The sequence below is a fragment of the Streptomyces sp. MMBL 11-1 genome, assembly GCF_028622875.1.
GTDB lineage: Bacteria > Actinomycetota > Actinomycetes > Streptomycetales > Streptomycetaceae > Streptomyces.
The window spans coordinates 5,601,445-5,624,399 of sequence record NZ_CP117709.1 but is presented as its reverse complement, the minus strand read 5'-3'; the positions used below and the strand labels follow the sequence as shown (position 1 = coordinate 5,624,399).

The 22,955-nt window shown below is 73.0% G+C and carries 22 protein-coding genes and 1 pseudogene; 12 read left to right on the top strand and 11 right to left on the bottom strand.

The genetic code is table 11. The features are described 5' to 3' along the window. Positions 1 to 18 precede the first annotated feature (18 nt). From PSQ21_RS25245 to PSQ21_RS25230, 4 genes and pseudogenes are all read left to right on the top strand, one after another. Positions 19 to 1,350 (top strand): sensor histidine kinase, encoded by a 1,332-nt coding sequence (locus tag PSQ21_RS25245; protein WP_274035930.1) that lies wholly within the window; start codon positions 19 to 21, stop codon positions 1,348 to 1,350. After that, the gene (locus tag PSQ21_RS25240; protein ID WP_274033233.1) at positions 1,347 to 2,021 is read left to right on the top strand and encodes a response regulator; all 675 of its coding nucleotides are present in this window, start codon (positions 1,347 to 1,349) and stop codon (positions 2,019 to 2,021) included. Before PSQ21_RS25245 ends, PSQ21_RS25240 begins: the two co-directional genes overlap by 4 nt. An 89-nt stretch (positions 2,022 to 2,110) precedes the next feature. Then, on the top strand, positions 2,111 to 3,382 hold the full coding sequence (locus PSQ21_RS25235) for a DUF1266 domain-containing protein (RefSeq protein ID WP_443334403.1): 1,272 nt from the start codon (positions 2,111 to 2,113) through the stop codon (positions 3,380 to 3,382). Next, positions 3,379 to 4,295, top strand: a pseudogene (locus tag PSQ21_RS25230) (DUF1266 domain-containing protein). The gene PSQ21_RS25235 and the pseudogene PSQ21_RS25230 overlap by 4 nt, the downstream one beginning before the upstream one ends. Positions 4,296 to 4,310: 15 nt before the next feature. Here the strand turns inward: PSQ21_RS25230 and PSQ21_RS25225 are convergent. From PSQ21_RS25225 to PSQ21_RS25210, 4 genes are all read right to left on the bottom strand, one after another. After that, entirely contained in the window at positions 4,311 to 5,192 is an 882-nt protein-coding gene (locus PSQ21_RS25225; protein WP_274033231.1) for an SDR family oxidoreductase, read from the bottom strand. Between the two features lie 216 nt (positions 5,193 to 5,408). Continuing rightward, positions 5,409 to 7,085 carry a choice-of-anchor A family protein gene (locus PSQ21_RS25220; protein ID WP_274033228.1) on the bottom strand — a complete coding sequence of 559 codons (1,677 nt, stop codon included), beginning with the start codon at positions 7,083 to 7,085 and terminating at the stop codon, positions 5,409 to 5,411. A gap of 114 nt (positions 7,086 to 7,199) precedes the next feature. Further along, positions 7,200 to 8,198 (bottom strand): NAD-dependent epimerase/dehydratase family protein, encoded by a 999-nt coding sequence (locus PSQ21_RS25215; protein WP_274033226.1) that lies wholly within the window; start codon positions 8,196 to 8,198, stop codon positions 7,200 to 7,202. Positions 8,199 to 8,326: 128 nt separating this feature from the next. Further along, a complete protein-coding gene (locus PSQ21_RS25210) occupies positions 8,327 to 9,280 on the bottom strand; it encodes a LysR family transcriptional regulator (protein WP_274033224.1) in 954 nt (317 codons plus the stop codon). Positions 9,281 to 9,538: 258 nt separating this feature from the next. Between PSQ21_RS25210 and snpA the strand changes: the two genes are divergently transcribed. Then, entirely contained in the window at positions 9,539 to 10,201 is a 663-nt protein-coding gene (snpA, locus tag PSQ21_RS25205; protein ID WP_274033223.1) for a snapalysin, read from the top strand. Between the two features lie 143 nt (positions 10,202 to 10,344). On the opposite strand, the gene PSQ21_RS25200 is transcribed toward snpA, so the two are convergent. The 6 genes from PSQ21_RS25200 to PSQ21_RS25175 form a co-directional block, all read right to left on the bottom strand. Further along, on the bottom strand, positions 10,345 to 10,701 hold the full coding sequence (locus PSQ21_RS25200; RefSeq protein ID WP_274033222.1) for a GntR family transcriptional regulator: 357 nt from the start codon (positions 10,699 to 10,701) through the stop codon (positions 10,345 to 10,347). A 2-nt stretch (positions 10,702 to 10,703) separates the two neighbouring features. Further along, the gene (locus PSQ21_RS25195; RefSeq protein ID WP_274033221.1) at positions 10,704 to 11,672 is read right to left on the bottom strand and encodes a DUF1648 domain-containing protein; all 969 of its coding nucleotides are present in this window, start codon (positions 11,670 to 11,672) and stop codon (positions 10,704 to 10,706) included. 263 nt (positions 11,673 to 11,935) lie between these two features. Next, positions 11,936 to 12,604 carry a DUF6304 family protein gene (locus PSQ21_RS25190; protein ID WP_274033220.1) on the bottom strand — a complete coding sequence of 223 codons (669 nt, stop codon included), beginning with the start codon at positions 12,602 to 12,604 and terminating at the stop codon, positions 11,936 to 11,938. Positions 12,605 to 12,660: 56 nt separating this feature from the next. Continuing rightward, entirely contained in the window at positions 12,661 to 13,257 is a 597-nt protein-coding gene (locus tag PSQ21_RS25185) for a GNAT family N-acetyltransferase (RefSeq protein ID WP_274033218.1), read from the bottom strand. Between the two features lie 89 nt (positions 13,258 to 13,346). Further along, complete coding sequence (locus PSQ21_RS25180) at positions 13,347 to 14,390, bottom strand: family 2 encapsulin nanocompartment cargo protein polyprenyl transferase (protein WP_274033217.1); 1,044 nt, start codon at positions 14,388 to 14,390, stop codon at positions 13,347 to 13,349. Positions 14,391 to 14,475: 85 nt separating this feature from the next. Next, positions 14,476 to 15,882, bottom strand: coding sequence for a family 2B encapsulin nanocompartment shell protein (locus tag PSQ21_RS25175; protein WP_274033216.1), 1,407 nt, complete (start codon positions 15,880 to 15,882; stop codon positions 14,476 to 14,478). Between the two features lie 176 nt (positions 15,883 to 16,058). Between PSQ21_RS25175 and PSQ21_RS25170 the strand changes: the two genes are divergently transcribed. The 5 genes from PSQ21_RS25170 to PSQ21_RS25150 all read left to right on the top strand — a co-directional run bounded on the left by PSQ21_RS25170 (position 16,059) and on the right by PSQ21_RS25150 (position 20,584). Beyond that, positions 16,059 to 16,505, top strand: coding sequence for an RrF2 family transcriptional regulator (locus PSQ21_RS25170; protein WP_274033214.1), 447 nt, complete (start codon positions 16,059 to 16,061; stop codon positions 16,503 to 16,505). Between the two features lie 203 nt (positions 16,506 to 16,708). After that, positions 16,709 to 17,905, top strand: coding sequence for a globin domain-containing protein (locus PSQ21_RS25165; protein ID WP_274033213.1), 1,197 nt, complete (start codon positions 16,709 to 16,711; stop codon positions 17,903 to 17,905). A gap of 58 nt (positions 17,906 to 17,963) precedes the next feature. Continuing rightward, positions 17,964 to 18,893, top strand: a complete 930-nt coding sequence (locus PSQ21_RS25160) for a 1-aminocyclopropane-1-carboxylate deaminase/D-cysteine desulfhydrase (RefSeq protein WP_274033211.1) — start codon at positions 17,964 to 17,966, stop codon at positions 18,891 to 18,893. 324 nt (positions 18,894 to 19,217) lie between these two features. Next, the gene (locus PSQ21_RS25155) at positions 19,218 to 19,631 is read left to right on the top strand and encodes an anti-sigma regulatory factor (protein ID WP_003966375.1); all 414 of its coding nucleotides are present in this window, start codon (positions 19,218 to 19,220) and stop codon (positions 19,629 to 19,631) included. Next, positions 19,628 to 20,584, top strand: a complete 957-nt coding sequence (locus PSQ21_RS25150; RefSeq protein ID WP_397992456.1) for an RNA polymerase sigma factor SigF — start codon at positions 19,628 to 19,630, stop codon at positions 20,582 to 20,584. The genes PSQ21_RS25155 and PSQ21_RS25150 overlap by 4 nt, the downstream gene beginning before the upstream one ends. Positions 20,585 to 20,650: 66 nt before the next feature. Here PSQ21_RS25150 and PSQ21_RS25145 read toward each other — a convergent pair whose 3' ends face one another. Next, a complete protein-coding gene (locus PSQ21_RS25145) occupies positions 20,651 to 21,100 on the bottom strand; it encodes a hypothetical protein (protein WP_274033207.1) in 450 nt (149 codons plus the stop codon). Positions 21,101 to 21,266: 166 nt separating this feature from the next. On the opposite strand from PSQ21_RS25145, the gene PSQ21_RS25140 reads away from it, so the two are divergent. Then, positions 21,267 to 22,235, top strand: a complete 969-nt coding sequence (locus tag PSQ21_RS25140; RefSeq protein WP_274033205.1) for a diacylglycerol/lipid kinase family protein — start codon at positions 21,267 to 21,269, stop codon at positions 22,233 to 22,235. Positions 22,236 to 22,554: 319 nt separating this feature from the next. Next, positions 22,555 to 22,812, top strand: a complete 258-nt coding sequence (locus PSQ21_RS25135) for a WhiB family transcriptional regulator (RefSeq protein WP_003953983.1) — start codon at positions 22,555 to 22,557, stop codon at positions 22,810 to 22,812. The last annotated feature ends 143 nt before the right edge of the window (positions 22,813 to 22,955 follow it).

Here is a 22,955-nt window from a genome sequence, read left to right as displayed (position 1 = left end):
AGTGGAGCCGAGGGGGCGGTGGGGGCGGTGACGTCATCGAGGGCGGTACGGCTGCGGGCGGCGGTGCGCCGTCTGCCGCGCGCCCTGTACGAGGAGCTGTGGGCCGCGCCGGTCGACCGGGTGCCCCGCATGGGAGAGCCGAGCGCGCCGGTGTGGCGCCCGGTGTTCCTGGTACTGCTGGTGATCACCGCGGTCGGCGTCGCGGTGATCCGTACCGTCGAACTCACCCCGTACGGCGCCTCGGTGAGCGGCCTGGCGGTACTGGTGGCCGTTGCCCAGTCCGCGGCGCTGGTGGCCGGGATGATCCGTCCGGTGGGCGCCTGGTGGGCGGCGACCGCGCTGGCGTTCGTGGCCGTGCTCGTCACCGTGGCCTCCTTCCCCTCGTACCACCCCGTGTACCCGGGCCCCGTGGCCGCGTACCCCGCCCCGTTCGCGGGGGCGGCGCTCCAGGGCGGTGCGTTGTTCCTGCTGGCGCTGCGGGTCCGGCCCCGCCGCGCGTCGGCCGCGCTGGCGATCTCGCTGGCTCTGGCGCTGTTCGTCGCCCTGCGCACGCCGCCGCTGCCGCATGTGAGCCCGGCGGTGGCCGTACTCGTGCTCGTCACCGCCCTGGCCCTCGGCACCGCGCTGCGCAGCCTGCGCCTGGCCCGCAAGGACCTCGTCGTGCAGGCGGAGCTGACCGCCGAGGAGCGGGCCCGGCGCACTCTGCTGGAGGAGCGCAACCGGATCGCCCGCGAGCTGCACGACGTGGTCGCCCACCACATGTCCGTGATCTCCATCCAGGCGCAGGTCGCCCCGCACCTGGTGGAGCACCCCACCGAGGAGCTGCGGGAGAATCTGACCGGCATCCGGGAGAACGCCCTGGAAGCCCTCACCGAGCTGCGCAGGGTGCTGGGCGTCCTGCGCTCGGAGGAGGCCCCGTCGCAGAGTGCGCGGCACGCCCCGCAGCCGGGCCTCGACGGCCTCGACGGCCTGCTCGCCACGGTGCGCTCGGCCGGTCTCGCCGTCACCCGGTCCACGACCGGCGACCCCCGCCCCCTCCCGCCGGGCGTCGAGCTGTCCGCGTACCGCATCGTGCAGGAGGCGCTGAGCAACGTGATGCGCCACGCGCCCAGCGCGAGCGCCGAGGTGGTGATCGGCCACCGGCCCGCCGGGCTGACCGTCCGGGTCGTCAACTCGCCGCCGGACCACCCGGCGGCACCCTCCCCGGGCGTACGCCACGGCCTGCTCGGGATGCGCGAACGCGCGGCGATGCTCGGCGGTGAGCTGGCCACCGGCCCCACGCCCGACGGCGGCTGGGAAGTCACCGCGATCCTGCCCACCCGCACCGAGACGACCGAGGACGCCCCATGACTCCGCCCATCCGCGCCGTGATCGCCGACGACCAGATGATGGTCCGCCAGGGCTTCACGGTCCTGCTGAACGCCGAGCCGGACATCGAGGTCGTCGGTCAGGCCGTCAACGGGCTCGACGCCGTCGGCATGGTCGCCGAACTCGCCCCGGACGTCGTCCTGATGGATATCCGGATGCCGGAGCTGGGCGGTATCGAGGCCACCCGGCGGATCACCTCCGCGGAGGGCTCGGCGGTGAAGGTGCTCGTGCTGACCACCTTCGATCTCGACGAGTACGTCTACGAGGCGCTGCGCGCGGGCGCTTCGGGCTTCCTGCTGAAGGACGCCTCGGCCGACGAACTCGCGCACGCGGTAAGGGTGGTGGCGGCGGGTGACGCCCTGCTCTCCCCGAACATCACCAAGCGGCTCATCGTGGAGTTCTCGCGGACGGCCGGGGCCCCGCGTCCGCCGCTCAAGGCGCGGGTCGGGGATCTGACGGAGCGTGAGACGGAGGTGCTGACGCTGATCGCGGGCGGCCTGTCGAACGCGGAGATCGCCCGGCAGCTCATCGTGGCGGAGCAGACGGTGAAGACCCATGTGGGCCGGATCCTGGTCAAGTTGGGCGTCCGCGACCGGACCCAGGCGGCGGTCTTCGCGTACGAGTCGGGGCTGGTGCGCCCGGCCGGGCTCTGACCCGCGACGAAACCCCGTCCGCGAGGCCCGTCCCCGGGCCCCGGGGCCTCCCCCGGCACACCGCCGGGCCCGTTCCGTAGGATCTCACCGTGACAACGGGGAACGGGGCAGAAACAGAGAGCGGCCGAGCAGTGGCCGCCGCGCGCGGAGGGTACGGGCCGGAGCCGTCGCCGTACGGGCGACCAGCGCCGCACCCACCGGGCCACCCGCCGCCTCCGCCGTCCGCGCCGCCCACGGAGATCGAGCGCGCGCTGTCCGCGGCCGTGGCGGGCGGCAGCGCCGACGCGGTCGTGGAGCTGCTCGCGCGGACCCGGCTGTACGTGCTGGTCGCCCGGCTGCACGCGGACATCCCCGGCTGGACGGCCCCCCTGCCCGCGATCCGGGACGAGGCCTCCGGGCGGACCTGCGTCCCGGTCCTGACCCAGGGGATGCTGCCGCCCTGGCACCCGGAGTGGGTCTTCCGCGAGGTGAGCATCGGCGAGCTGGCCCGGATCTGGCCGTACGACGTGCGCCGCCTCGCGGTGAACCACGGCACCCCGTACGCGGCGATGGTCGACGCCCGGCCCAGGCGCCTGAAGGCCTGGGTGAGGGCCGACGAGCACTCCGGCGGGGCGCAGCGGGGCGTCCTGCTCACCGACGGCGGCGGGCCGCTGCGGGGGCCGCTCGCCCACGGACTCGCGCTCGGCGCCCATCTGGCCGTCGCCAACGGCCTGATCTGGAACCGGCTCGGCGCCGCCTACGAGAACTACGCGGCCGACCGGGCCCGGCTGCGCAGCCCGTGGGGCATCCCGCACCGCGCCGAGTACCGCGACCGCCTCGCGTCGCTGATGAAGAACCAGCTGGTCGGGCGCGCCCAGGAAGCCGTCCTGCGCACCCGGCACACCCTGGCGCACCGGTTGGGGCGCACGCCGACGCGCGAGGAGTGGTCCGACGCGGTGGCCCGGGCGTTCGCCGCGCGCGACGCGGAGGACCGGGCGGCGGCGGACCGGGCGTTGCGTCACGTCACCCTGTACGAGGAGAAGTTCCGGGCCGACGGCGTACTCGCCCCGGACGGCCGTGTCGACACCCTGGCCGCCTTCGACCTCGGCCGGGCGGTCAACGTCGTACGGCTCGCGCTCGGCGCCCGGTACGGCGATCCGCACGAGGCCGGGCAGGACGTCCTGCGGCTCGGCGAACTCGCCCGGGCCGCCTACTCCTCGTGGGCGGACTTCTCCCTCGGCTACCTCATGGCCCGGGTGGTCCACGGGGCGGAGGACGACGGCCCGGAGGCCGCGGAGCCCACGTACCTGCAGTCACTCGCCGAGCACCGCATGCTGACCGAGGACCCCACCAGCCCTTACCGGAACATCCCCTGGTCATGAACCCGCATCCCCCCACCTCGCCCCCGGCCCCCTGGCCGCCCGCCCCCTGGACCCCGCCGTCCGAGACCGAGCAGCTCCTCCACGAGGCGGCGCTGCGCGGCGACGCCCGGGCCCAACTGGCGGCACTCGCCGGGGCCCAGCTGTACATCCCGGCCCCGCGCGCCGAGGCGGACGCGAAGCCGGACACCATCACCTGGCGCGCACACCACGACCCGGCCGGCTTCGTCTGCCGGCCGGTGCTCACCCGGGGCATGCTGCCCGCCTGGCATCCGGACTGGGTCTTCCACGGTGTCTCGCTGCGGTGGGCCGCCGAGTTCGGCTGGTCCGACCCGCGCGTGTTCCTCGGGGTGAACGTGGGGACGCCCGGACAGCTGCTGCTGCCGACGGGCCCGACGGATCTGGCGCTGTGGCAGCGCGCGTACGCGGAGAACGACCGTCTCCCGGAGAACCGGCTGCTCGCGCTGCGCCACGGCGCGCTGCACGGGCCGCTGGCGTACGGGCTGGCCTGCGGGGCGCAGGGGCGGACTCCGGCGCGGTCAAGGGCATCGAGGAGCTGGTGCGCCGGATCATGCGCTACGAGGCCCGGTTCCGCGCGGACGGGCTGCTGCCGCCGGACGGCCGGGTCCGCACGACGGTCGCCTACGACTACGGGCGGGCGGTGAACCTGGCGCGCTGGGGGCTGTCGGCACGCTACTGCGCCCCCGCCGACGCGGAGCAGGCGATCGTCTACGCCGGGGCGCTGAGCAAGTCGGCCCACCGCTCCTGGGAGGAGTTCTCGGCGGGCTACTCGCTGGGGCGGGTGCTGCGGTTCGACGAGGAGCAGTACGGGCCGTTCTACGAGAAGAACGTCCTCGCCCACCGGCTGCTGGCGGAGAGCGGGGGCAGCCCGTGGCGGCACATCCCGTGGCGCTGAACCGGGGCCTCCCGGTCAGCCGCCGGGCAGCAGGTGACGGTAGCTGTCCGGGTTCTCCACCAGGAACCGCGCGAAGCTCTTGGCCGGGTGCCCGGTGAGCGTGGGCACCGCGTCGGAGACGGCGGCCAGCTCTCCGGCGGCGATGGCCTCGTACGAGGTGACCCAGCCGGCCACCTCCCAGTCCTCGGCCCCGTAGCCGGCCCGGGAGGCGTAGGCCTCCTCGCGGGTCTCGGGGACGTAGACGACGGGGCGCCCGGTGACCCGGGTCAGTTCGTCGGCCGCCTCGGCGAGGGTGAACGCCTCGGGGCCGGTGAGGTCGTAGACCCGGTCGTCGTGGTCCGTGCTTTCGTCCAGCAGCACGGCAGCCGCCGCGTCGGCGATGTCCTCGTGGGCGACGGCCGCCACCCGTCCGTCGCCGCCGGGCCCTCGCAGCACCCCGTCGGTCCCGGTCATCGCGGGCAGCCCCGCCAGATACCAGTTGTCCCGCAGGAAGGTGTGGCGGATCTCCGCCGTACGGATGTGGGCCTCGGTGTCCCAGTGGTCGCGGGCGAAGGTGAACGTGGCGTCGGGCGCGGCCCCCTGGAAGGACACGTACACGATCCGCTCGACGCCCACCGCCACGGCGGCGTCGATCGCCGTGGTGTGCTCGCGCACCCGGTGGAGGCTTTCGTGGGCGGAGACCAGGAACAGCGTGTGGGCCCCGTCGAGGGCCCGGCGCATGGCCTCCGCGTCGCCGTAGCGGGCGGCGGGCGCGTGGTCGGCGCCGGGCAGGTCGGGGAGCCGGGCGGGGTCGCGGCCGAGGAGCCGTACGGGCGCACCGGTCCGGGCCAGCCGCCGGGCGACCCGGCCGCCGACCGCTCCGGTCGCTCCGGTCACCGCGATGAGGGGGCCGATCACTGGATTCGTCTTCCTCTCGTCTCGTCGTTCACCGTGCCGGATGTTCTCCGGGCCCGGCCCTGCCGCCGGGCTTCTTCGCCCCGTACCGTACGGGGCGAAGAAGCCCGGCGGGGCGACGGCCGGGACCACGAGGTCCCGGCCGTCGCCCCGGACACGCCCCGGGCGCGTCAACGGTCCGGTCGTCGAACCACGCCGACGGGCGGTGTTCCGTGCCTGCTAGTAGGTGCGGCGACGAGCCCTGCGCGTGGCCACGAGCACCGTGCCGCCCGCGGCGACCAGCGCGGCCGCGATGGACCCGATGATCCACTCGCCGCCCCGCGAGCCGGTGTCGGGCAGCTCACCCGGATGGCTCGGCGAGTGCGTGGGATGCGGCGTGTGGCCGGTGGGGGTGGGAGTGGGAGTGGGGTGTGTCGGGGTCGGCGTGGGGTCGGTGGGGGTCGGCGTCGGGTCCGTCGGCGTCGGCGTCGGGTCCGTCGGCGTCGGCGTCGGGTCCGTCGGCGTCGGCGTCGGGTCGGTGGGGGTCGGCGTGGGGTCCGTGGGAGTCGGCGTGGGATCCGTCGGCGTCGGCGTCGGGTCCGTGGGGGTCGGCGTCGGGTCCGTCGGGGTCGGCGTCGGGTCCGTCGGGGTCGGCGTGGGATCCGTGGGAGTCGGCGTCGGGTCGGTGGGGGTCGGCGTCGGGTCCGTGGGAGTCGGCGTCGGATCCGTCGGCGTCGGCGTCGGGTCCGTGGGAGTCGGCGTCGGGTCCGTGGGAGTCGGCGTCGGGTCCGTGGGAGTCGGCGTCGGGTCCGTGGGAGTCGGCGTCGGGTCCGTCGGCGTCGGCGTCGGGTCGGGCGAGCAGGTCGGCAGGTCGCCGTCGAAGGGGTACGCGTGGATCTCCTGGCCGCCCGACGACCCCGCCGAGGTGTGGGTGAGCGAACCCGCCGTGTAGAAACGGCCGTTGGTGCCGCTCATGCTGAGCACGGTGGTGCTCGTCGGCTGGCCCACCAGCACGCTGCCCTCGAACTGGGCCGGGCCGGTCAAGGAGAGGTCGGTGGCGTCCGGGAAGTTCCACAACAGGTTCTCGCGGAGGCCCTCGTTGGGGAACGAGCCCATGAACGTGGCGACGCTGCGGGTGGAGCCGTAGACGTTGACGAGGACGGTCGCGCCCTCGGGGATACCGTTGAACACGAACCCCGTGTTGCCGCCGGCCTCCGACTCCAGGTCCGCGTCCACGTCGAAGATCTGGATCGCGGACGAGCCGTCACCGGTGAACGTCATGACGTCACCGGTCTTCACCCAGGTGCCCGTCGCCTCCCGGTGCTCGTCGCCCTCATACGCGTAGCAGCGGCTGGCCTCGGTGAGCTGCGGGCGCAGCTCCGTGTACGGGGCGGCCGCGTCCGGGTCGAAACGGGGGGCGGTGGTGGGGTTCACCGTGCCCGTGAGCTCACCCGCGTACGCGACGCGGCCGGAGTGCGTGCCCTCCTCGGCGAGCAGGCGCTCGCCGGCGGCGATGGTCACGTCGCCGCCCGCCGTGAGGTAGTCGGAGCCGTCCGGCGGCGGCACCCGCGAACCCACGCCCGCGATCCCGACGTTGTAGATCTGCGAGACCCCGTCCCGCTTGTCCATGTCGAACTGTCCGAGGGTGACGACCTTCCCCTCCGCCTCGGCCGCCGCCTCCCGGACCAGGAAGTCCCCGCCGACGTAGACGTTGATGTTGCTGTCGAAGTTGGTGACCGGGCCGTTGTTCGGGTCGTTCCAGCTGGACGGGCAGGAGCTGCCGAGGCAGGGTCCCAGTCCGCCCGGCAGCGGATCGGCACCCGCGGCCGGGGCCAGCACGCCCACCATCGCCGCGGCCGTGGCCACTGTCACTGCTGCCCGGATTGCGTTGCCGCGCCTGCGCGCCTTCTGTTCCATGCCGCGCAATATGCATGGTTAACACTTAGTCACTTTGTATGACACGCCGCGCTTGCCCCTTTACGTAGGCCTATAGGAGGTTTCTTCGCCGCGACACGCACACGAAGCGGTACGTCAGAGAGCCAGCAGTTTCGCCTCCAGCCGGGGATCGAGACCGACGGCCGGACGGTCGGGGCGCTGGGGCGCCGTCCCTCCGAGGGCGCGCAGCCAGGCCCAGGTGTCCGCGACGGTCTCCCCGGCCGGGCGGCAGCGCAGCCCCGCGGCGTACGCCCTGGTGGCGTCGCCCCGGTACAGCGTGTCGTACAGCTCGCCCGGCGGCAGCCAGATCGGCAGGTCGCTCCAGGGCTCGGCCCCGGCGGCCAGCAGGACCTCCGGAGCGGTCCAGCGCAGCTCGGCGTCGGAACCGGTGACGCGTACGCAGGCCTCCAGCAGCTCGCCCATGGTCGTGTGGCCGGGGCGGCTGACGGTGTTGTACGCACCGTGCAGCCCGCCCGCCGCCGCGTCCAGGATCCACTCCGCCAGGTCCCGGGCGTCAACGTACTGGAGCTCCGTCTCGGGAGCGCCGGGGGCGATCACCGGTCCGCCCCGGGCGATCCGCGACAGCCACCAGGGCAGCCGGCCGATGTTCTCCCCGGGACCGATGATCAGCCCGGCCCTCGCCAGCAGGGCCCGGTCCCCGAAGGCGTCGAGGGCGGCCAGCTCACCGCCGCGCTTGGCCCGGTCGTACGGCACGTCCCCGCCGTCGTCGGGCGAGGCGCCGGCCACCAGCGGGCCGTCCTCGTCGAGCCCCGGGGCGGCCGGGTACGCGTAGACCGAGCGGCTGGAGACGTAACTGAAGTGCCGCGCCCGGCCGGACAGCAGCCGGGCGGCGTCCCGGACGGCGGCGGGCGCACCGCTCCAGGTGTCGACGACCAGGTCCCATTCCCGCCCGCCCTCCGCCAGCGCCGCGAGTCCGCGCTCGCCCGCGGTCCGGTCGCCGGTCAGCGCGCTCACGCCGGGCGGGGGCGCGTGCCGGCCCCGGTGGAACACCGTGACGTCCCAGCCCCGCTCCAGTGCGGCGTCGGTGACGGCCCGTCCGACGAACTCCGTACCGCCCAGCATCAGAAGCCTCATGGGACGACTCTGCCGCACCGGAAGACGGCGAGGGACACGAGCACGCTGTCAGCAGAACGGGGAACTCACCGTCGCGGGGCCGGTGCGCGGGCCGGGCGGGCTCACCGGCGCGGGCGGACCGGCCGGGATCAGGGTGTGCGGGCCAGCGGGGAGCGGTGGCGCAGCAGCCACTCGTGGTAGCCGCTCGCCCGGCGCGCCGCGTCCCGGTAGGCGGCCTCCAACTGCGCGTACACCACCGCGATGTCCGTCCCCGGCCGGGAGACCAGGAACAGCCGCACCGCGAGCGGGTCACCCAGCAGCGGGCGGATCACCATGTCGTCGCGCGGGCCCGACGTCGGCTGGCAGGGCGCGACGGCCTCGCCGAGCACGACGAGGGAGGCGGCGGTGAGGTAGTCGCCGTGCAGGACCGGCGGGTTCAGGCCGGCGGCGCCGAGCACCCGGCGCACCCCGTCCCACTCGCCGTCCACCGTCGGATCGACCATCCACGGGTCGCCCGCCAGGTCCCCGAGCTCCACCACACGGCGGCGGGCGGCGGGGTGGTCCCGGGAGAGCGAGATGAACTGCGGCTCCCGGTCCACGAGTACGCGCTGCTCCAGGCCCTCCGGGACGGCGAGCGGGGAGCCCTCCACCTCGTGCACGAAGGCGACGTCCAGGCGGCCCGCCTCGACGGAGCGCAGCAGCGCGTGGGCGGAGACGTCGACCCGCAGCGAGATGTCGGTGCCGGGCAGGGCGCCCCGCAGCCCGCGCAGCCAGCCGCCGATCACCCGGCTCGCGGTGGAGCCGATGCGCAGGCGGGATCCGCGCGGCCGGGCGGCCTCGGCCTCCGCCAGCGCCTCGGCGACCAGGTCGCTCATGCCGTCCACGAGGGGCCGGGCCCTGCTCAGGACGGCCCGCCCCAGGGAGGTCGGCCGGCAGCCGGTCCGTTCGCGGCTGAACAGTTCGGCGCCGAGCACGTTCTCGATCCGCCGGAGCTGGGTGGTCAGGGAGGGCTGGCTCACGCCGAGGCGCCGGGCCGCCTGATGCAGGCTGCCCGCTTCGGCGATGGCGCACAGCGCCCTGAGGTGTCTCACCTCCAGCTCCATGCAGCGGAGACTATGACCGCCGCCCGCCACAGCACCAGACGTCGCAACCCGGCCAAACGTCTTCATTTCGCCGGGAGTTGGCCAGCAGGACCCGTGTCGTGCACCCCGGCGGACGGGGATAGGGCGGCCCTATCCCCGTTTGGCATCATCCCCGGCGGGTGCCGGCTCCCTCACACTCTCCCCGTACCACCCCCCACGCCGGCCCCTGCCTCGGGCACCCCCAGGGCGTGGGTTCATCGGACAGGTAGGAGACCCCCCATGAGACACCTCAGGACCACCTTCGCCTCCGCCCTCGCCGGGCTCGGCCTCGTCGCGGCGCTGGGCGCCGCGCCCTCCGCCGCCGCCGCGCCGGTCCCCGCCGCGCCCTCCGCCTCCACCCCCGCCACCATCGCCGCGTACACCGGATCGGGCGAGAACGCCGCGGCCACCCGGGCCTTCCACGCCGCGGTCATGAAGTCGGTCGCCGAGAAGCGGGCCGCCAATCCGGGCACGCTGGCGGTCACGGTCACCTACAACGCGTCCAGCGCTCCGACCTTCCGCAGCCAGATAGCCCGCAGTACCCAGATCTGGAACAGCTCGGTCTCCAACGTCCGCCTCCAGGAAGGCTCCAACGCCGACTTCCGGTACTACGAGGGCAACGACTCCCGGGGCTCCTACGCGAGCACCGACGGGCACGGTCGCGGCTACATCTTCCTGGACTACCGGCAGAACCAGCAGTACAACTCGACCCGCGTCACCACGCACGAGACCGGGCACGTGCTCGGCCTTCCGGACAACTACCGGGGCCCGTGCAGCGAGTTGATGTCCGGCGGTGGCCCCGGCCCGTCGTGCACCAACGCCATCCCGAACGCCACCGAGCGGGCCCGGGTGAACCAGCTGTGGCAGAACGGCCTGGCCGCGCTCGCCCGCTCCGCCTCCTGACACCGGGACGCACGGGACGCACGTGACGCCGACGGTCCGGCAGTTCGGCAGTTCGGCAGTTCGGCAGTTCGGCAGCGCCCACGGAGGAGGGCCGTTCCGCTCGCGGAAGGGCCCTCCTCACGGGGTTCGCCCGTGCGCGCCGGTCAGGCGTCGAGTTCGCTGCGGACGAGGGCCAGCAGTTCGTCCTCGGTCAGGCCGAGGTCCCGGGCGTCCGCGACGGCTTCGCGGACGCGCTCCAGCAGCCGGGCACGTTGCGGCGAGGCGCCGGCGGTGATCGCCGCACCCCGGCCGCGGCGCAGCTCGATGAGCCCCTCCTCGCGCAGCCGCTGGTAGCCGCGCAGCACCGTGTGGACGTTCACGCCGAGGGATTCGGCGAGCACCCGGGCGGCGGGCAGTCGCTCGCCCGGGGCCACCGCGCCCTCGGCGACCGCGCGCCGGACCGAGGCGGCGACCTGGTCGCCGAGAGGGACGGTGGAGGTCGGATCGACCCGGAAGAGCATGGTCAGCGCCCCGTCCGCCGCCGGTCGAGCAGCGTGTTCAGCAGAGCCGCGCCGGTCGCCGAGTCGTCGACGGTGACGGCGAACTCGCGGCCGCTCGTCAGGCTGACGACAATGGCCTCGCCGGAGCGGGTGATGACACCGCTGCGCTCGGGGCGGATGCGGTAGCCCCACCCGCCGTACTCCGCGAGCGCGTTGACGCGGCGGCTGTCCGCCCCCTCCATCCGTTCCAGCGGCACCCGCACCCGGGGCCGGGGCAGCAGGCCGGAGACGGTGAGGCCCCGGCGGTCCACGGTGACGTGAGGGCGGCAGAAGGTGGCCGCTACCAGAGCGAGGGCAAGCAGCGGCGCCCCGATGAACCAGCTCTGCTCCAGGCCGACGGTGGCACCGGCCGCCAGGAACACCAGCACGGCGATCGGCGCCCACCACGCGCCGATCCCGCGCGCCCAGCCGGCCACCTCGCCGTCGGCCAGCGCGATCCGTTCCCTGCTCGCCGGGTCCCCGTCGCGGGGGTCGTCCGGTACGGGGACGAGCCGGGACGCCAGCAGACCGAGCGCCCCGGCGAGGACGGCCACCCCCAGGGCCACGGCGATGTGCCGGAGCGGGAAGCCGTCCGCCGGGCCGTTCTCGGGAGCGTCCACGTTGACGAGCAGGACGGCGATCAGCAGGTATCCGAGGAACGCGGCGACGGCGAAGCCTCCGCCGGTGAACCACCGGTGGGCACGTCCGTGGAGCTTGCCGTTGACCGCGATGAAGGCCCACGCCGCGCCGAGCACGGACAGCGAGGTGAGCGTGTAGAGGAGATGGGCGGTGATGCCCATGTATCCGTCGGCGGAGCCGCCGGCGTCGAAGTGGACGGCCAGCCGGGCGGGCAGACGGTCCTTGACGGTGACGTGGAGGACGAGGTCCACGAGGAGAGCGAGCACAAAGGGCAGGGCCGCGAGCGTTGCGCGGCCAAGGTTCTTACTTGTCATGGAAAACCTCCGTTGTTCGCATGCTAGTAGAACAATGAGGCATGGGCAACAGGGCACGGGACGACGCGCGTCCGCCCCGTACCGGATGGGTACGGGGCGGACGCGTTACGGGATGGATGCGGTACGGGGGGGGATGCGGGCGGCTCAGCGGAGGTGGGCGGCCCCGGCGGTGGCGGGTGACCCCGTGGCGGCGGGGTCCGCGTGGTGGCGGGGGTCCGCGTGGTGACGGGGGGTCTCCGTGGGGGCGGGTGGTTCCGGTCGGGTCAGGCGAGTTCCAGCGGGAAGGCTCCCCGGTGGCCGGTGCCCGCGCCGTCTGCCGGGCGCACCTCGAACTCGCGGCAGCTCCAGACCTCCTGGACGAACCCGGACCGCTGGTCCCACAGATCCAGCACGTCGTCCTCGCCCGCCGAGCCCCGATAGGCGTCCTTGGCCCCCCGGAAGCAGGCGAGACCGCCGGAGAGGCCCCGGCCGGGGGCCGGGAAGTAGTCGGAGAAGGCGCAGGCTATACAGGTCTGGATCCGGACGCCGTCCGGAAGGGTCCGCTGGACGGCGGTCAGGGCGGCGTTGAAGTCGCGCTCGGCGCGCGCCGATTCGTACACCGCGCCGTCCAGATGGAGCGCGAGGTGGAGGTCGGGGTCGGCGCGGCGCAGGGAGAGCAGGCAACTGAGCGTGGCGTGGCGGAGCGCGCCCGCGACGACGACGGGCAGCGGCAGGTCCCACTCCAGCACGCAGTCGGTGAGGACGCCGTCCGCGAGAGCGAACATCCCGCTCTCCGGCGGCATACCGGCGACCGGCCCCAGGTCGTCGAAGCTCTCGCCCTCGAAGTCGACCCCTCTGATGCGGATCCGGAGCTGCCGCCCGTCCGTGGTGAGAACGACGGCGTCGGAACCCTTGGTGTCCCGGTACCAGCCGGCCCACGACTCATCTGTCATGAGCAGGGACTGTAGCCCCTGCCCCGGACGGCTTCCCTACCACCCTCCACCGAGGGTCAACCTGCTTGCGGTTCCCGCCACATGGGGTACATCGGCGGGCCGTCCGGCAGGTCGACGGCACGGCCGAGGAAGCGGAATCCGAGCCGCTCGTACAGTGTCCGGCTCCGGGCGCTGCTCGCCTCCAGATAGGCCGGCAGCCCCTCCCGGTCGCAGCGCTCCAGCTCCGCTCCGATCAGCTCCGCGCCGATGCCCTCCCCCTGGCGGTCGGGGGTGACGCCGATCATCAGCAGATAGGCGTGCGCACGGTCGTGCGGGTGCACGGCCCCGGTGAGCCTGCCCACCAGCTCGCAGCGCTCGTTGTCGGGGTCGGCGGTCCGTCGCATCAGGGCGGGCGTGGGGTCCTCCGCGTCGGGCGCCCCGGCGGGCACCGGGAGCCAGAGCGCCACCGCGGCGCCGTCCTCGGCGATGTCGATACGGCCCTCGGCGAGGGCGACGTCGACGAAGACGCCGAGGAACCTGCCGTGGACCGCACGCCGGTGCCTCTCGTCGGGGAACACCCAGCTGCTGACCGGGTCGTGGTGGAACGCTTCCTCCATGACCGAGACGACCAGCTCCCGGTCGTGCTGCTCCGCCCGCTGAATCCGTATGCCCATGACCGGCCGCCGCCCTTCCGTGCCGCTTTCGCTCAACCAACCACCGGGATCCTAGGGTTGATGAGGCGGCGCCGGTCACGTGAGAGGGATCAGCTGGTCCTGCGGGTGACGAATTCGGCCAGGGCCAGCAGGTCGCCGGCCGCGCTCGGGTCGGGGACCGCGCGGGAGAGGTGGTGGACCGCTCGGGCCATCCGGTCGGCCGCGCAGACCTGGGCCCAGTCCCGGCCGCCGGCCCTGTCCACCGCGTCGGCCGCCCGGTTCACCTCGCCCAAGGTGGTCATGGGCCCCCGGTAGAGCGTGGCGAGCTCGGTGGCGGCCGGGGTGCCCGAGGTGAGGGCGGCGACCACGGGCAGGGACTTCTTGTGGGCCGAGAGGTCGGCCCCGACGGGCTTGCCGGTCCGGTCCGGGTCGCCCCAGATGCCGATCAGGTCGTCGATGAGCTGGAACGAGAGGCCCGCCTCCCGCCCGAAACCGTCCATCGCTCGGACCGCCCGGTCCTCCGCCCCGGCGTAGAGGGCTCCGAGCGCACAGGCGCAGCCGAGCAGCGCGCCGGTCTTGGCGGTGGCCATGGCGAGGCATTCGTCGAGCGTGACCTCGTCGGGGCCGCGCTCCTCGAAGGCGCAGTCCGCCTGCTGGCCCGCGCACAGCTCGATGACGCAGGAGGAGAGGCGGGCGGCGGCGCGGGCGGCGGCCGGGTGTCCGTCCTCGGCCAGCAGCCGCTGGGCGAGGGCGAGCATGGCGTCGCCGGTGATGATGGCGTCCGGGACGCCGAAGACCGCCCAGGCGGTGGGCCGGTGCCTGCGGGTGGTGTCCTCGTCGATGACGTCGTCGTGGAGCAGGGTGAAGTTGTGGGCGAGTTCGACGGCGACGGCGGCCCGGACGGCGCGTTCCGGATCGCCGCCCAGCGCGCTGGCGGCGGCCAGCACGAGGGCCGGTCTGATGGCCTTGCCCGCCTGGCCGGTGGCAGGGGTTCCGTCGGCGTTCTGCCAGCCGAAGTGGTACATCGCGATGCGGCGTATGCCGCCGGGCAGCGACTCCACGGCCGATCGCAGATGCGGGTCGACGACGGCACGGGTGCGCTCCAGGAGCGCCGCGGCCTCGTGCCCTTCCGTCGCTGCGTCCGTACTGGTCATGGTCACGGTGACTCCCTGGGGCGATGGGGTGCGGGGCCGGGGGTCCGGGTGGCGGCCGCCACCCGGACCCCCGGGGTGAACCAGGTCAGTGCCAGCGGCTGACCTCGACGTTCTCCAGCACTCCGAGGGCGTCCGGTACCAGGATCGCGGCGGAGTAGTACGCCGTCACGAGGTAGGAGATGATCGCCTGCTCGTCGATGCCCATGAAGCGGACCGAGAGACTCGGCTCGATCTCGTCGGGGATACCGGTCTGCTGGAGGCCGATGACGCCCTGCTCGGCCTCGCCCGTCCTCATGCAGATGATGGACGTGGTGCGGGCGTCGGAGATGGGGATCTTGTTGGACGGGAAGATCGGCACCCCGCGCCAGGCGGGCACGTGGTGGCCGCCGATGTCGACGCTCTCCGGGACGAGTCCACGCCGGTTGCACTCGCGGCCGAAGGCGGCGATGGCCTTCGGGTGGGCGAGGAAGAGCTTGGATCCGCGGCGCCGCGAGAGCAGTTCGTCCATGTCGTCCGGGCTGGGCGCCCCGTCGTGCGGCTGGAGCCGCTGCCCGTAGTCGCAGTTGTTGAGCAGTCCGAACTCCTTGTTGTTGATCAGCTCGTGCTCCTGGCGCTCACGCAGCGCCTCGACCGTGAGCCGCAACTGCTGCTCGGTCTGGTTCATCGGCTGGTTGTAGAGATCGGCGACCCTGCTGTGCACCTTCAGCACTGTCTGGGCGACGCTCAGTTCGTACTCGCGCGGCGCCGCGTCGTAGTCGACGAAGGTGTGCGGGACGACCGCCTCCCCCACATGGCCGGCGGAGAGGTCGATCGCCGCCTCGCCGTAGCGGTTGGTCCGCTGCTGCGGAATGGAGAGCAGATTCGCGAGATGGTCCTGCAGGGATGCCGCGCGCTCCGCGAGGTTGTACACGTCGGCACGGCTCAGGGTGAGGAGCGTGCAGGGGGTGAGCGCGCGGGCGGTGTACTCCCAGACGGCGTCGCCGTCGATCAGGCTCTGGTCGCCGAAGTACGAGCCGTCCGCGAGGACCCCGAGCTCCGTCTCGTCCCCGTAGGGGCCCGATCCGACCTTCGCCACCTTGCCGTGCGCCAGCAGGAAGACCCGGTCCGCCGCGTCCCCCGAGGCGGCGAGCACCTCCCCCGCGGCCACGTCCCGCTGCTCGCACCTGCGGGCGAGCTCGGCGAGCACCTCCTCGTCGCCGAACTCCCGCAGGGCGGGCAGCTCCCCCAGCTCCGCGGGGATCACGGCCACCCGCTCCCCGGTCTGGACGAAGGTCACCCGGCCGTCGCCGACCGCATAGCTGAGCCGACGGTTCACCCGGTACGTACCGCCCTGTACCTGCACCCACGGCAGCATCTTCAGCAGCCACCGTGAGGTGATCTCCTGCATCTGCGGCGCGGATTTGGTGGTCGTCGCGAGGTTCCGCGCAGCCGCCGTCCCCAGACTCTGCTGCGGCGGCGCCTGCGTGTCGCGAACCTCTTCACCAACGGACATCTGACGTCCTTTCGATCTTGGGCTGACCTGCGTGCAAAAGCCTTTCAGCAGGAGGGCCGGGTCGCCATTACACAAAAGAGTGCGACTAATCCGCCTTCGGTCGGGGCACGTTGCTCCTCGTCGCCCGGCGCCCCGCTTAATTTGCATCCCCGATGCAACTTATCTACGGTGACCCCATGCGGCTGACGAGATTCACCGACGTGGCGCTCCGCGTCCTCATGCGGCTGGCGGTCGCCGAGGGCCAGGAGCCGCCGACCACCCGCGAGGTGGCGGAAACCATGCGGGTCCCGTACACCCACACCGCGAAGGTCGTCGCCCGGCTCCAGCACCTCGGCCTCCTCGACGCCCGTCGAGGCCGCGGCGGCGGACTCACCCTGACCTCGGCCGGCCGCTCCGCGTCGATCGGCTCACTGGTGCGGGAGCTGGAGGGGCCGGAGGAAGTGGTCGAGTGCGAGGGCGACACCCCCTGCCCGCTCCGCTCCGCCTGCCGGCTGCGCGGGGCCCTGCGCGCGGCCCAGGATGCCTTCTACGCCACGCTGGACCCGATCACCGTCACCGACCTCGTCGCCTCCCCCACCGGCCCGCTGCTCCTGGGCATCGGCAGCGGCCCGCCGCCCGACTGAGCCCCGCCCCGCCCTGACCCGATCCCGGCCCGGGCCCAGGCCCAGGCCCCACGCCGGGCCGCCCGCCACCGCACCGCACCGCACCGCACCGCACCGCACCGCACCGACGGAACGCTGCCCGCCCGAAAATGCGCATCGTCCATACCAATTACCTGCCCGACGCCCGTCCGGCAGCACGTCCCACCCCAGAGGAGCCACCCTTCATGCTCTCCGACCGGTCCACCGCCACCGTCCGCGCCACCCTTCCCGCCGTCGGCGCGGCCATCGGGGACATCGCCGACCTCTTCTACGAGAAGCTCTTCGCCGCCCACCCCGAGCTGCTGCGGGACCTGTTCAACCGGGGCAACCAGGCCTCCGGCGACCAGCGCAGGGCCCTGGCCGGGTCCATCGCCGCGTTCGCGACCGCACTGGTCGAGCACCCCGGCACCCGGCCCGACGTGATGCTGGACCGCATCGCCCACAAGCACGCCTCGCTCGGGGTGACCCCGGAGCAGTACGAGGTGGTGCACACCCATCTGTTCGCGGCCATCGCCGACGTCCTGGGCGACGCCGTCACCCCGGAGGTCGCCGCCGCCTGGGATGAGGTCTACTGGCTGATGGCGGGCTCCCTCATCGCCGTCGAGGAGCGCCTCTACGCGCAGCAGGGCGTCCTGGCGGGCGAGGTGTGGCACACCTGGGAGGTGGCCGCCCGGGTCGAGGAGACCGAGGACGTCGCCACCTTCCTGCTGCGCCCCGCCGGGGACACGCCCCCGCCCTCCTTCCGGCCCGGCCAGTACGTCTCCGTACAGGTCGGGCTCCCGGACGGAGCCCGCCAGATACGCCAGTACAGCCTCTCCAGCGCCCCCGGCTCCCGGCTGCGGTCGATCACCGTGAAGCGCGTGCGCGGCGAGGGCTCACCCGACGGCGAGGTCTCCCGGCACCTGCACGAGCAGACCCGCGCGGGCGACCTGCTGCGCGTCTCCGTCCCCTACGGGGACCTGGTGCTCGACCAGCTGGACGCGCCCCTGCTGCTGGCCTCGGCGGGCATCGGCTGCACCCCCATGCTGTCGATGCTGGAGTACCTCGCCCAGGAGGGCCACCGCGGCCCGGTCACCGTCGTGCACGGCGACCGCTCACCGGCCGACCACGCCCTGCGGAACGACCACGTCCGGCTGACGGAGAAGCTGGCCGACGCCGAGGCGCACTTCTGGTACGAGACCCCGGAGGCCGGGCAGCCGGCGAACCGCACCGGCCTCGTCGACCTGGACGGCATCACCGTACGGCCGGGGACGCACGCCTATCTGTGCGGCCCGCTCCCCTTCATGCGGGCCGTCAGGGCCCAGCTGCTGGAGGCGGGCGTCCGGCCCGCCGACATCCACTACGAGGTGTTCGGCCCGGACCTCTGGCTGGCCTCCTCCTGAAGCGACGGAGACGACGGGGAAACGGCGGGGATAACGACGGAGAGGCGACAATGGGCGGGTGAACAGCCCGCCCCGCCTCGACGCCCTCCTGCGGCCCCGGGTGCCCTCCCCGCTGCGGGAGGTCCACGACGAACGCTTCGCGCGCCACGGGGTGCGACTGCTCCTCAAGCGGGACGACCTGATCCACCCCGACCTGCCGGGCAACAAGTGGCGCAAACTCGCCCTCAACCTGGAGAACGCCGCCGGGCGCACCGTGCTCACGTTCGGCGGCGCGTACTCCAACCACCTCCGGGCCACCGCGGCGGCAGGGCGGCTGCTCGGCTTTCCCACCGTCGGCGTCGTCCGCGGCGACGAGCTGGCGCACCGGCCGCTCAACCCGTCGCTCGCCCGGTGCGCGGCCGACGGCATGCGCCTGCACTTCGTGGACCGTACGACGTACCGGGCGAAGGCCTCCTGCGAGGTCCTGAAGGGGCTGCTGAGCCTGTTCGGGGACGCGGAGGTCATCCCGGAGGGCGGCAGCAACGCGCTGGCCGCACAGGGCTGTACGGCGCTGGGGCGCGAGCTGGCCGGGGCGTGCGATGTGGCGGCCGTGGCCTGCGGCACCGGCGGCACCCTCGCCGGACTCGCCGCCGGCCTGGCCCCCGGACAGCGGGCCCTGGGCGTCCCGGTGCTGCGCGGCGGCTTCCTCGGGCCGTCCGTGGAGCGGCTCCAGCGCGAGGCGTTCGGCGGCCCGTCCGGGAACTGGTCGCTGGACGAGCGCTTCGCCTTCGGCGGCTACGCCCGCTCCACCCCGGAGCTGGAGGCCTTCGCCGCGGACTTCGAGGACCGGCACGGGCTGCCCGTGGAACGCGTCTACGTGGCCAAGCTGCTGTTCGCGCTGGCCACGCTGACCGGGGAGGGGGCGTTCCCGCCGGGCACGCGGGTGAGCGCCGTGATCACCGGCACCCCCGACACGCGACCCCTCCAGGAGTCACCCGCCTCCCGGTAGGCGCCCGCCGACGGCCGGTCACTCCCCGACGCGGCGCCTCCGGCGGGCGGGGGGGGCGGCGCCGGTGCTTCGAGGACGGTTCGATCGCCTGACGCCTGGGTACGTCAATGCGGCGCCGGTTCTTCGCAATTGGACACCGCAGACCCCTAGCCACTGTGTGTACGCATAGGCTTACCATGAGTGACGATGGGGGTATGGGGTCCGTACGACACGGCATCATGGATCCGATAACGTCGCCGAGCCGAAGAACCGTCGACGGACCGTATGGCTCCGGGCCACCCTTCCCGGAACCTCGAAAGAGTTTGTGCCACCTTGGAGGTGAGGGTGTCCCAGATCGCAGGCGAGCCCGGGAATCAGGACTTCGTAGAAGTCCGACTGCCCGCTGCGGGTGCCTACCTGTCGGTGCTGCGAACGGCCACGGCCGGTCTCGCAGCGCGTTTGGACTTCACTCTCGACGAGATCGAGGATCTCCGTATCGCGGTCGACGAGGCCTGCGCGATCCTGCTCCAGCAGGCCGTGCCGGGCTCCGTCCTCAGCTGCGTCTTCCGTCTCGTCGACGACTCCCTCGAAGTGACGGTGTCGGCGCCCACCACGGACGGCCGGGCGCCCGAGCGCGACACCTTCGCCTGGACGGTGCTCTCCGCACTGGCCGGAAAGGTCGACTCCACGGTCGCCGACGACCGTACGGTCAGCATCAGCCTCTACAAACAGCGCGGCGCGGGCCCCGGGCCGGCGTGAGCGACGGGAACGGGGACGGTCCTGTGCGGGACGAGACGATCCGATCCGGGGTGGCGCGCCCAGCAGGCATCCCGGAGCAGCCGGCCCGGCCGCATCCGGTGGACGGAGCGGACGGGGCCGAGAGCCTCGACGTCGCGGTGGAGCAGCAGTCGCAGGCAGAGCGGGCGGGCCAGATGAGCGAGCACGGGCACCACGATCCACACGACCGCAGCGGGGCCCGGGCCCTGTTCTTCGAGCTGCGGGAGCTGCCCGACGGTTCGGCGGAGAAGGCCGAGCTGCGCAACAGGCTGGTGCGGATGCACCTGCCGCTGGTGGAGCACCTGGCCCGCCGCTTCCGTAACCGCGGGGAGCCGCTGGACGACCTGACCCAGGTCGCCACGATCGGGCTGATCAAGTCCGTGGACCGGTTCGACCCGGACCGGGGCGTGGAGTTCTCGACGTACGCCACCCCCACCGTGGTCGGCGAGATCAAACGCCACTTCCGGGACAAGGGCTGGGCGGTGCGGGTGCCGCGCCGCCTCCAGGAGCTGCGGCTGTCGCTGACCACGGCCACCGCCGAGCTCTCCCAGCAGCACGGCCGCTCGCCGACGGTGCACGAGCTGGCCGAGCGGCTGGGCATCTCCGAGGAGGAGGTGCTGGAGGGCCTGGAGTCGGCCAACGCGTACAGCACGCTCTCGCTGGACGTGCCGGACACGGACGACGAGTCACCGGCGGTGGCGGACACGCTGGGCTCGGAGGACGAGGCGCTGGAGGGCGTGGAGTACCGGGAGTCGCTCAAGCCGCTCCTGGAGGACCTCCCGCCGCGCGAGAAGCGCATCCTGCTGCTGCGCTTCTTCGGGAACATGACCCAGTCGCAGATCGCCCAGGAGGTCGGCATCTCGCAGATGCACGTCTCACGGCTGCTCGCCCGCACGCTCGCGCAGCTGCGCGAGCGCCTGCTCGTCGAGGAGTAGACGGGAAGGACGGGCCGCCGGCCCGGAGGCTGTCGGGTGACCTCGGGCCGAGGTCACCCGGCGCGCTCAGGCCTCGGGGGTCGCCCTCGCTCCCCGGCGGATGCCCAGGTCCTGGGTGGTCGCCGGCTTGAGGACGAGCACGAGGCCGGTGACGGCGACCACGGCCAGGACGATCCCGGTGGGGATCAGCGCGCCCTGCGAGCGCAGCAGCGTCCAGGCCACCGGCAGCGCCATGATCTGGGTGATCAGCGCGGGCCCCCGGCTCCAGCTGCGCAGCAGCAGCAGCCCACGGGCGGCGATCAGCGGGATCGCGCCGAGCGCGACCAGCGTGATCCCGACCGTCTCCGCCTGCTGCGTGCTCTCCAGCCTCCCGAGCACCCCCATGACCACCATGTAGACCCCGCCGACGGCGAGCGCCAGGCCTTCGAGGGCGTTGACCCCGGCGAGGACGGTGATCCTGGTCGGGCGCTCCGCCGCGGAGGGTGACGGTGTGGAGGGGGTCTCTTGAGTGCTCACGCCTTTCAGGTTGGCATCCCCGGGGCCCGGAAGTGAAGCCGGGGTACGGAGGGGCCTCCCCCGTTCGGGCGCACGGCCGGGGAGGCCGGTCACGTTCCGTCACCGGTCCGGAGCGCAACGAACCGGGACTACAGCCCCGAACCGCCCGGTAGGTAGGCTGGCCGTCATGCGCGCACTCCTCGTGGTCAACCCAGCTGCTACCACCACCAGTGCCCGCACCCGTGACGTGCTCATCCACGCGCTGGCCAGCGAGATGAAGCTGGAGGCGGTGACCACCGAGTACCGGGGGCACGCACGGGACCTGGGACGGCGGGCCGCGGACAGCGACGACATCGACCTGGTGGTCGCCCTCGGCGGCGACGGCACGGTCAACGAGGTGGTGAACGGGCTGCTGCACCGGGGCCCGGACGTGGACGGCCTCCCGAAGCTCGCCGTGGTCCCCGGCGGGTCCACCAATGTCTTCGCGCGCGCCCTGGGGCTGCCGAACGACGCGGTGGAGGCGACCGGCGCGATCCTGGACGCCCTGGAGAACCGGACCGAACGCACGGTCGGGCTCGGCCTGGCGGCCGGCACCCCCGGAACCGAGGACGAGTCCGTTCCCGAACGCTGGTTCACTTTCTGCGCCGGTCTCGGATTCGACGCCGGAGTCGTCGGCAGGGTCGAACAGAAGCGCGAGAGCGGGAAGCGTTCGACGCACGCCCTGTATGTGCGCCAGGTGGTGCGGCAGTTCCTGAACGAGGCCCACCGCAGACACGGGACGATCACGCTCGACGTGCCCGGCCAGGACCCGGTGACCGACCTCGCGCTCTCCATAGTCTGCAACACCGCGCCCTGGACCTACCTGGGCAATCGTCCGGTCTACGCCTCCCCCAAGGCCTCTTTCGACACTGCGCTGGACGTCCTCGGACTGAAGCGTCTGTCGACCCCGGCGGTGGCCCGCTACGGCACCCAGCTGCTCACTTCGAGCCCCGAGAAGGGGCCGCGCGGCAAGCACGCCGTTTCACAGCACGACCTCACGGACTTCACCTTGCATTCAAAGGTCCCGCTGCCCTTCCAGATGGACGGCGACCACCTGGGACTGCGTACGAGCGTGACGTTCACAGGCGTACGCCGTGCACTGCGTGTGATTGTGTGAGTGGAAGGGCCTAAAGTCCTTTAACTCGAACGTTTGGACTGGGTCCCACCCCTAAGAAGTGCGCCTGTGACCTAGTCGACACCGAGGAATCAAAAAAAACTTTCCAGAAGGGGTTGTATCCGCCGCCGAGGTTTGCGAATCTCTACATGGCGATCGAGACGGCCCGCAACACCGGCCTCCACTGAGAGCCAGAACCCCTCCTCACCATCACAGACCACACCCAGTCCTTCTGGGGGTCGGCCCGTCATCTGCGGGGGGATTCGTGAAAGCGTTCACATTCACAAGCAACAGCGTGTAATACCAAGGAGAGGTAGCAGCCATGGACTGGCGTCACAACGCCGTTTGTCGTGAGGAAGACCCCGAGCTGTTCTTCCCCATCGGCAACACCGGTCCTGCGCTGCTGCAGATCGAGGAAGCCAAGGCTGTCTGCCGCCGCTGCCCCGTCATGGAGCAGTGCCTGCAGTGGGCGCTCGAGTCCGGCCAGGACTCCGGCGTCTGGGGTGGCCTCAGCGAGGACGAGCGCCGCGCGATGAAGCGCCGTGCCGCTCGCAACCGGGCGCGCAACGCAAGCGCCTGAGCGAGAACCGCACCAAGCCTCAGCCCGGCGGCGCGTACAGAGCGTACGCACAGCCCCGCCTTCGAGTCGCAGCGCGCAGTACCCCGAAGCGCATCGCATCGTGAGCACCACGGAGCGGGCCCGGACCGTCACCACGGTCCGGG

Coding starts and splice junctions, on each gene's coding strand:
- PSQ21_RS25140 (WP_274033205.1), top strand. CDS start 21,267: ATGCGCGCACTCCTCGTGGTCAACCCAGCTGCTACCACCACCAGTGCC.
- snpA (WP_274033223.1), top strand. CDS start 9,539: ATGAGACACCTCAGGACCACCTTCGCCTCCGCCCTCGCCGGGCTCGGC.
- PSQ21_RS25165 (WP_274033213.1), top strand. CDS start 16,709: ATGCTCTCCGACCGGTCCACCGCCACCGTCCGCGCCACCCTTCCCGCC.
- PSQ21_RS25215 (WP_274033226.1), bottom strand. CDS start 8,198: ATGAGGCTTCTGATGCTGGGCGGTACGGAGTTCGTCGGACGGGCCGTC.
- PSQ21_RS25190 (WP_274033220.1), bottom strand. CDS start 12,604: ATGACAGATGAGTCGTGGGCCGGCTGGTACCGGGACACCAAGGGTTCC.
- PSQ21_RS25240 (WP_274033233.1), top strand. CDS start 1,347: ATGACTCCGCCCATCCGCGCCGTGATCGCCGACGACCAGATGATGGTC.
- PSQ21_RS25200 (WP_274033222.1), bottom strand. CDS start 10,701: ATGCTCTTCCGGGTCGATCCGACCTCCACCGTCCCTCTCGGCGACCAG.
- PSQ21_RS25170 (WP_274033214.1), top strand. CDS start 16,059: ATGCGGCTGACGAGATTCACCGACGTGGCGCTCCGCGTCCTCATGCGG.
- PSQ21_RS25135 (WP_003953983.1), top strand. CDS start 22,555: ATGGACTGGCGTCACAACGCCGTTTGTCGTGAGGAAGACCCCGAGCTG.
- PSQ21_RS25180 (WP_274033217.1), bottom strand. CDS start 14,390: ATGACCAGTACGGACGCAGCGACGGAAGGGCACGAGGCCGCGGCGCTC.
- PSQ21_RS25175 (WP_274033216.1), bottom strand. CDS start 15,882: ATGTCCGTTGGTGAAGAGGTTCGCGACACGCAGGCGCCGCCGCAGCAG.
- PSQ21_RS25185 (WP_274033218.1), bottom strand. CDS start 13,257: ATGGGCATACGGATTCAGCGGGCGGAGCAGCACGACCGGGAGCTGGTC.
- PSQ21_RS25210 (WP_274033224.1), bottom strand. CDS start 9,280: ATGGAGCTGGAGGTGAGACACCTCAGGGCGCTGTGCGCCATCGCCGAA.
- PSQ21_RS25220 (WP_274033228.1), bottom strand. CDS start 7,085: ATGGAACAGAAGGCGCGCAGGCGCGGCAACGCAATCCGGGCAGCAGTG.
- PSQ21_RS25195 (WP_274033221.1), bottom strand. CDS start 11,672: ATGACAAGTAAGAACCTTGGCCGCGCAACGCTCGCGGCCCTGCCCTTT.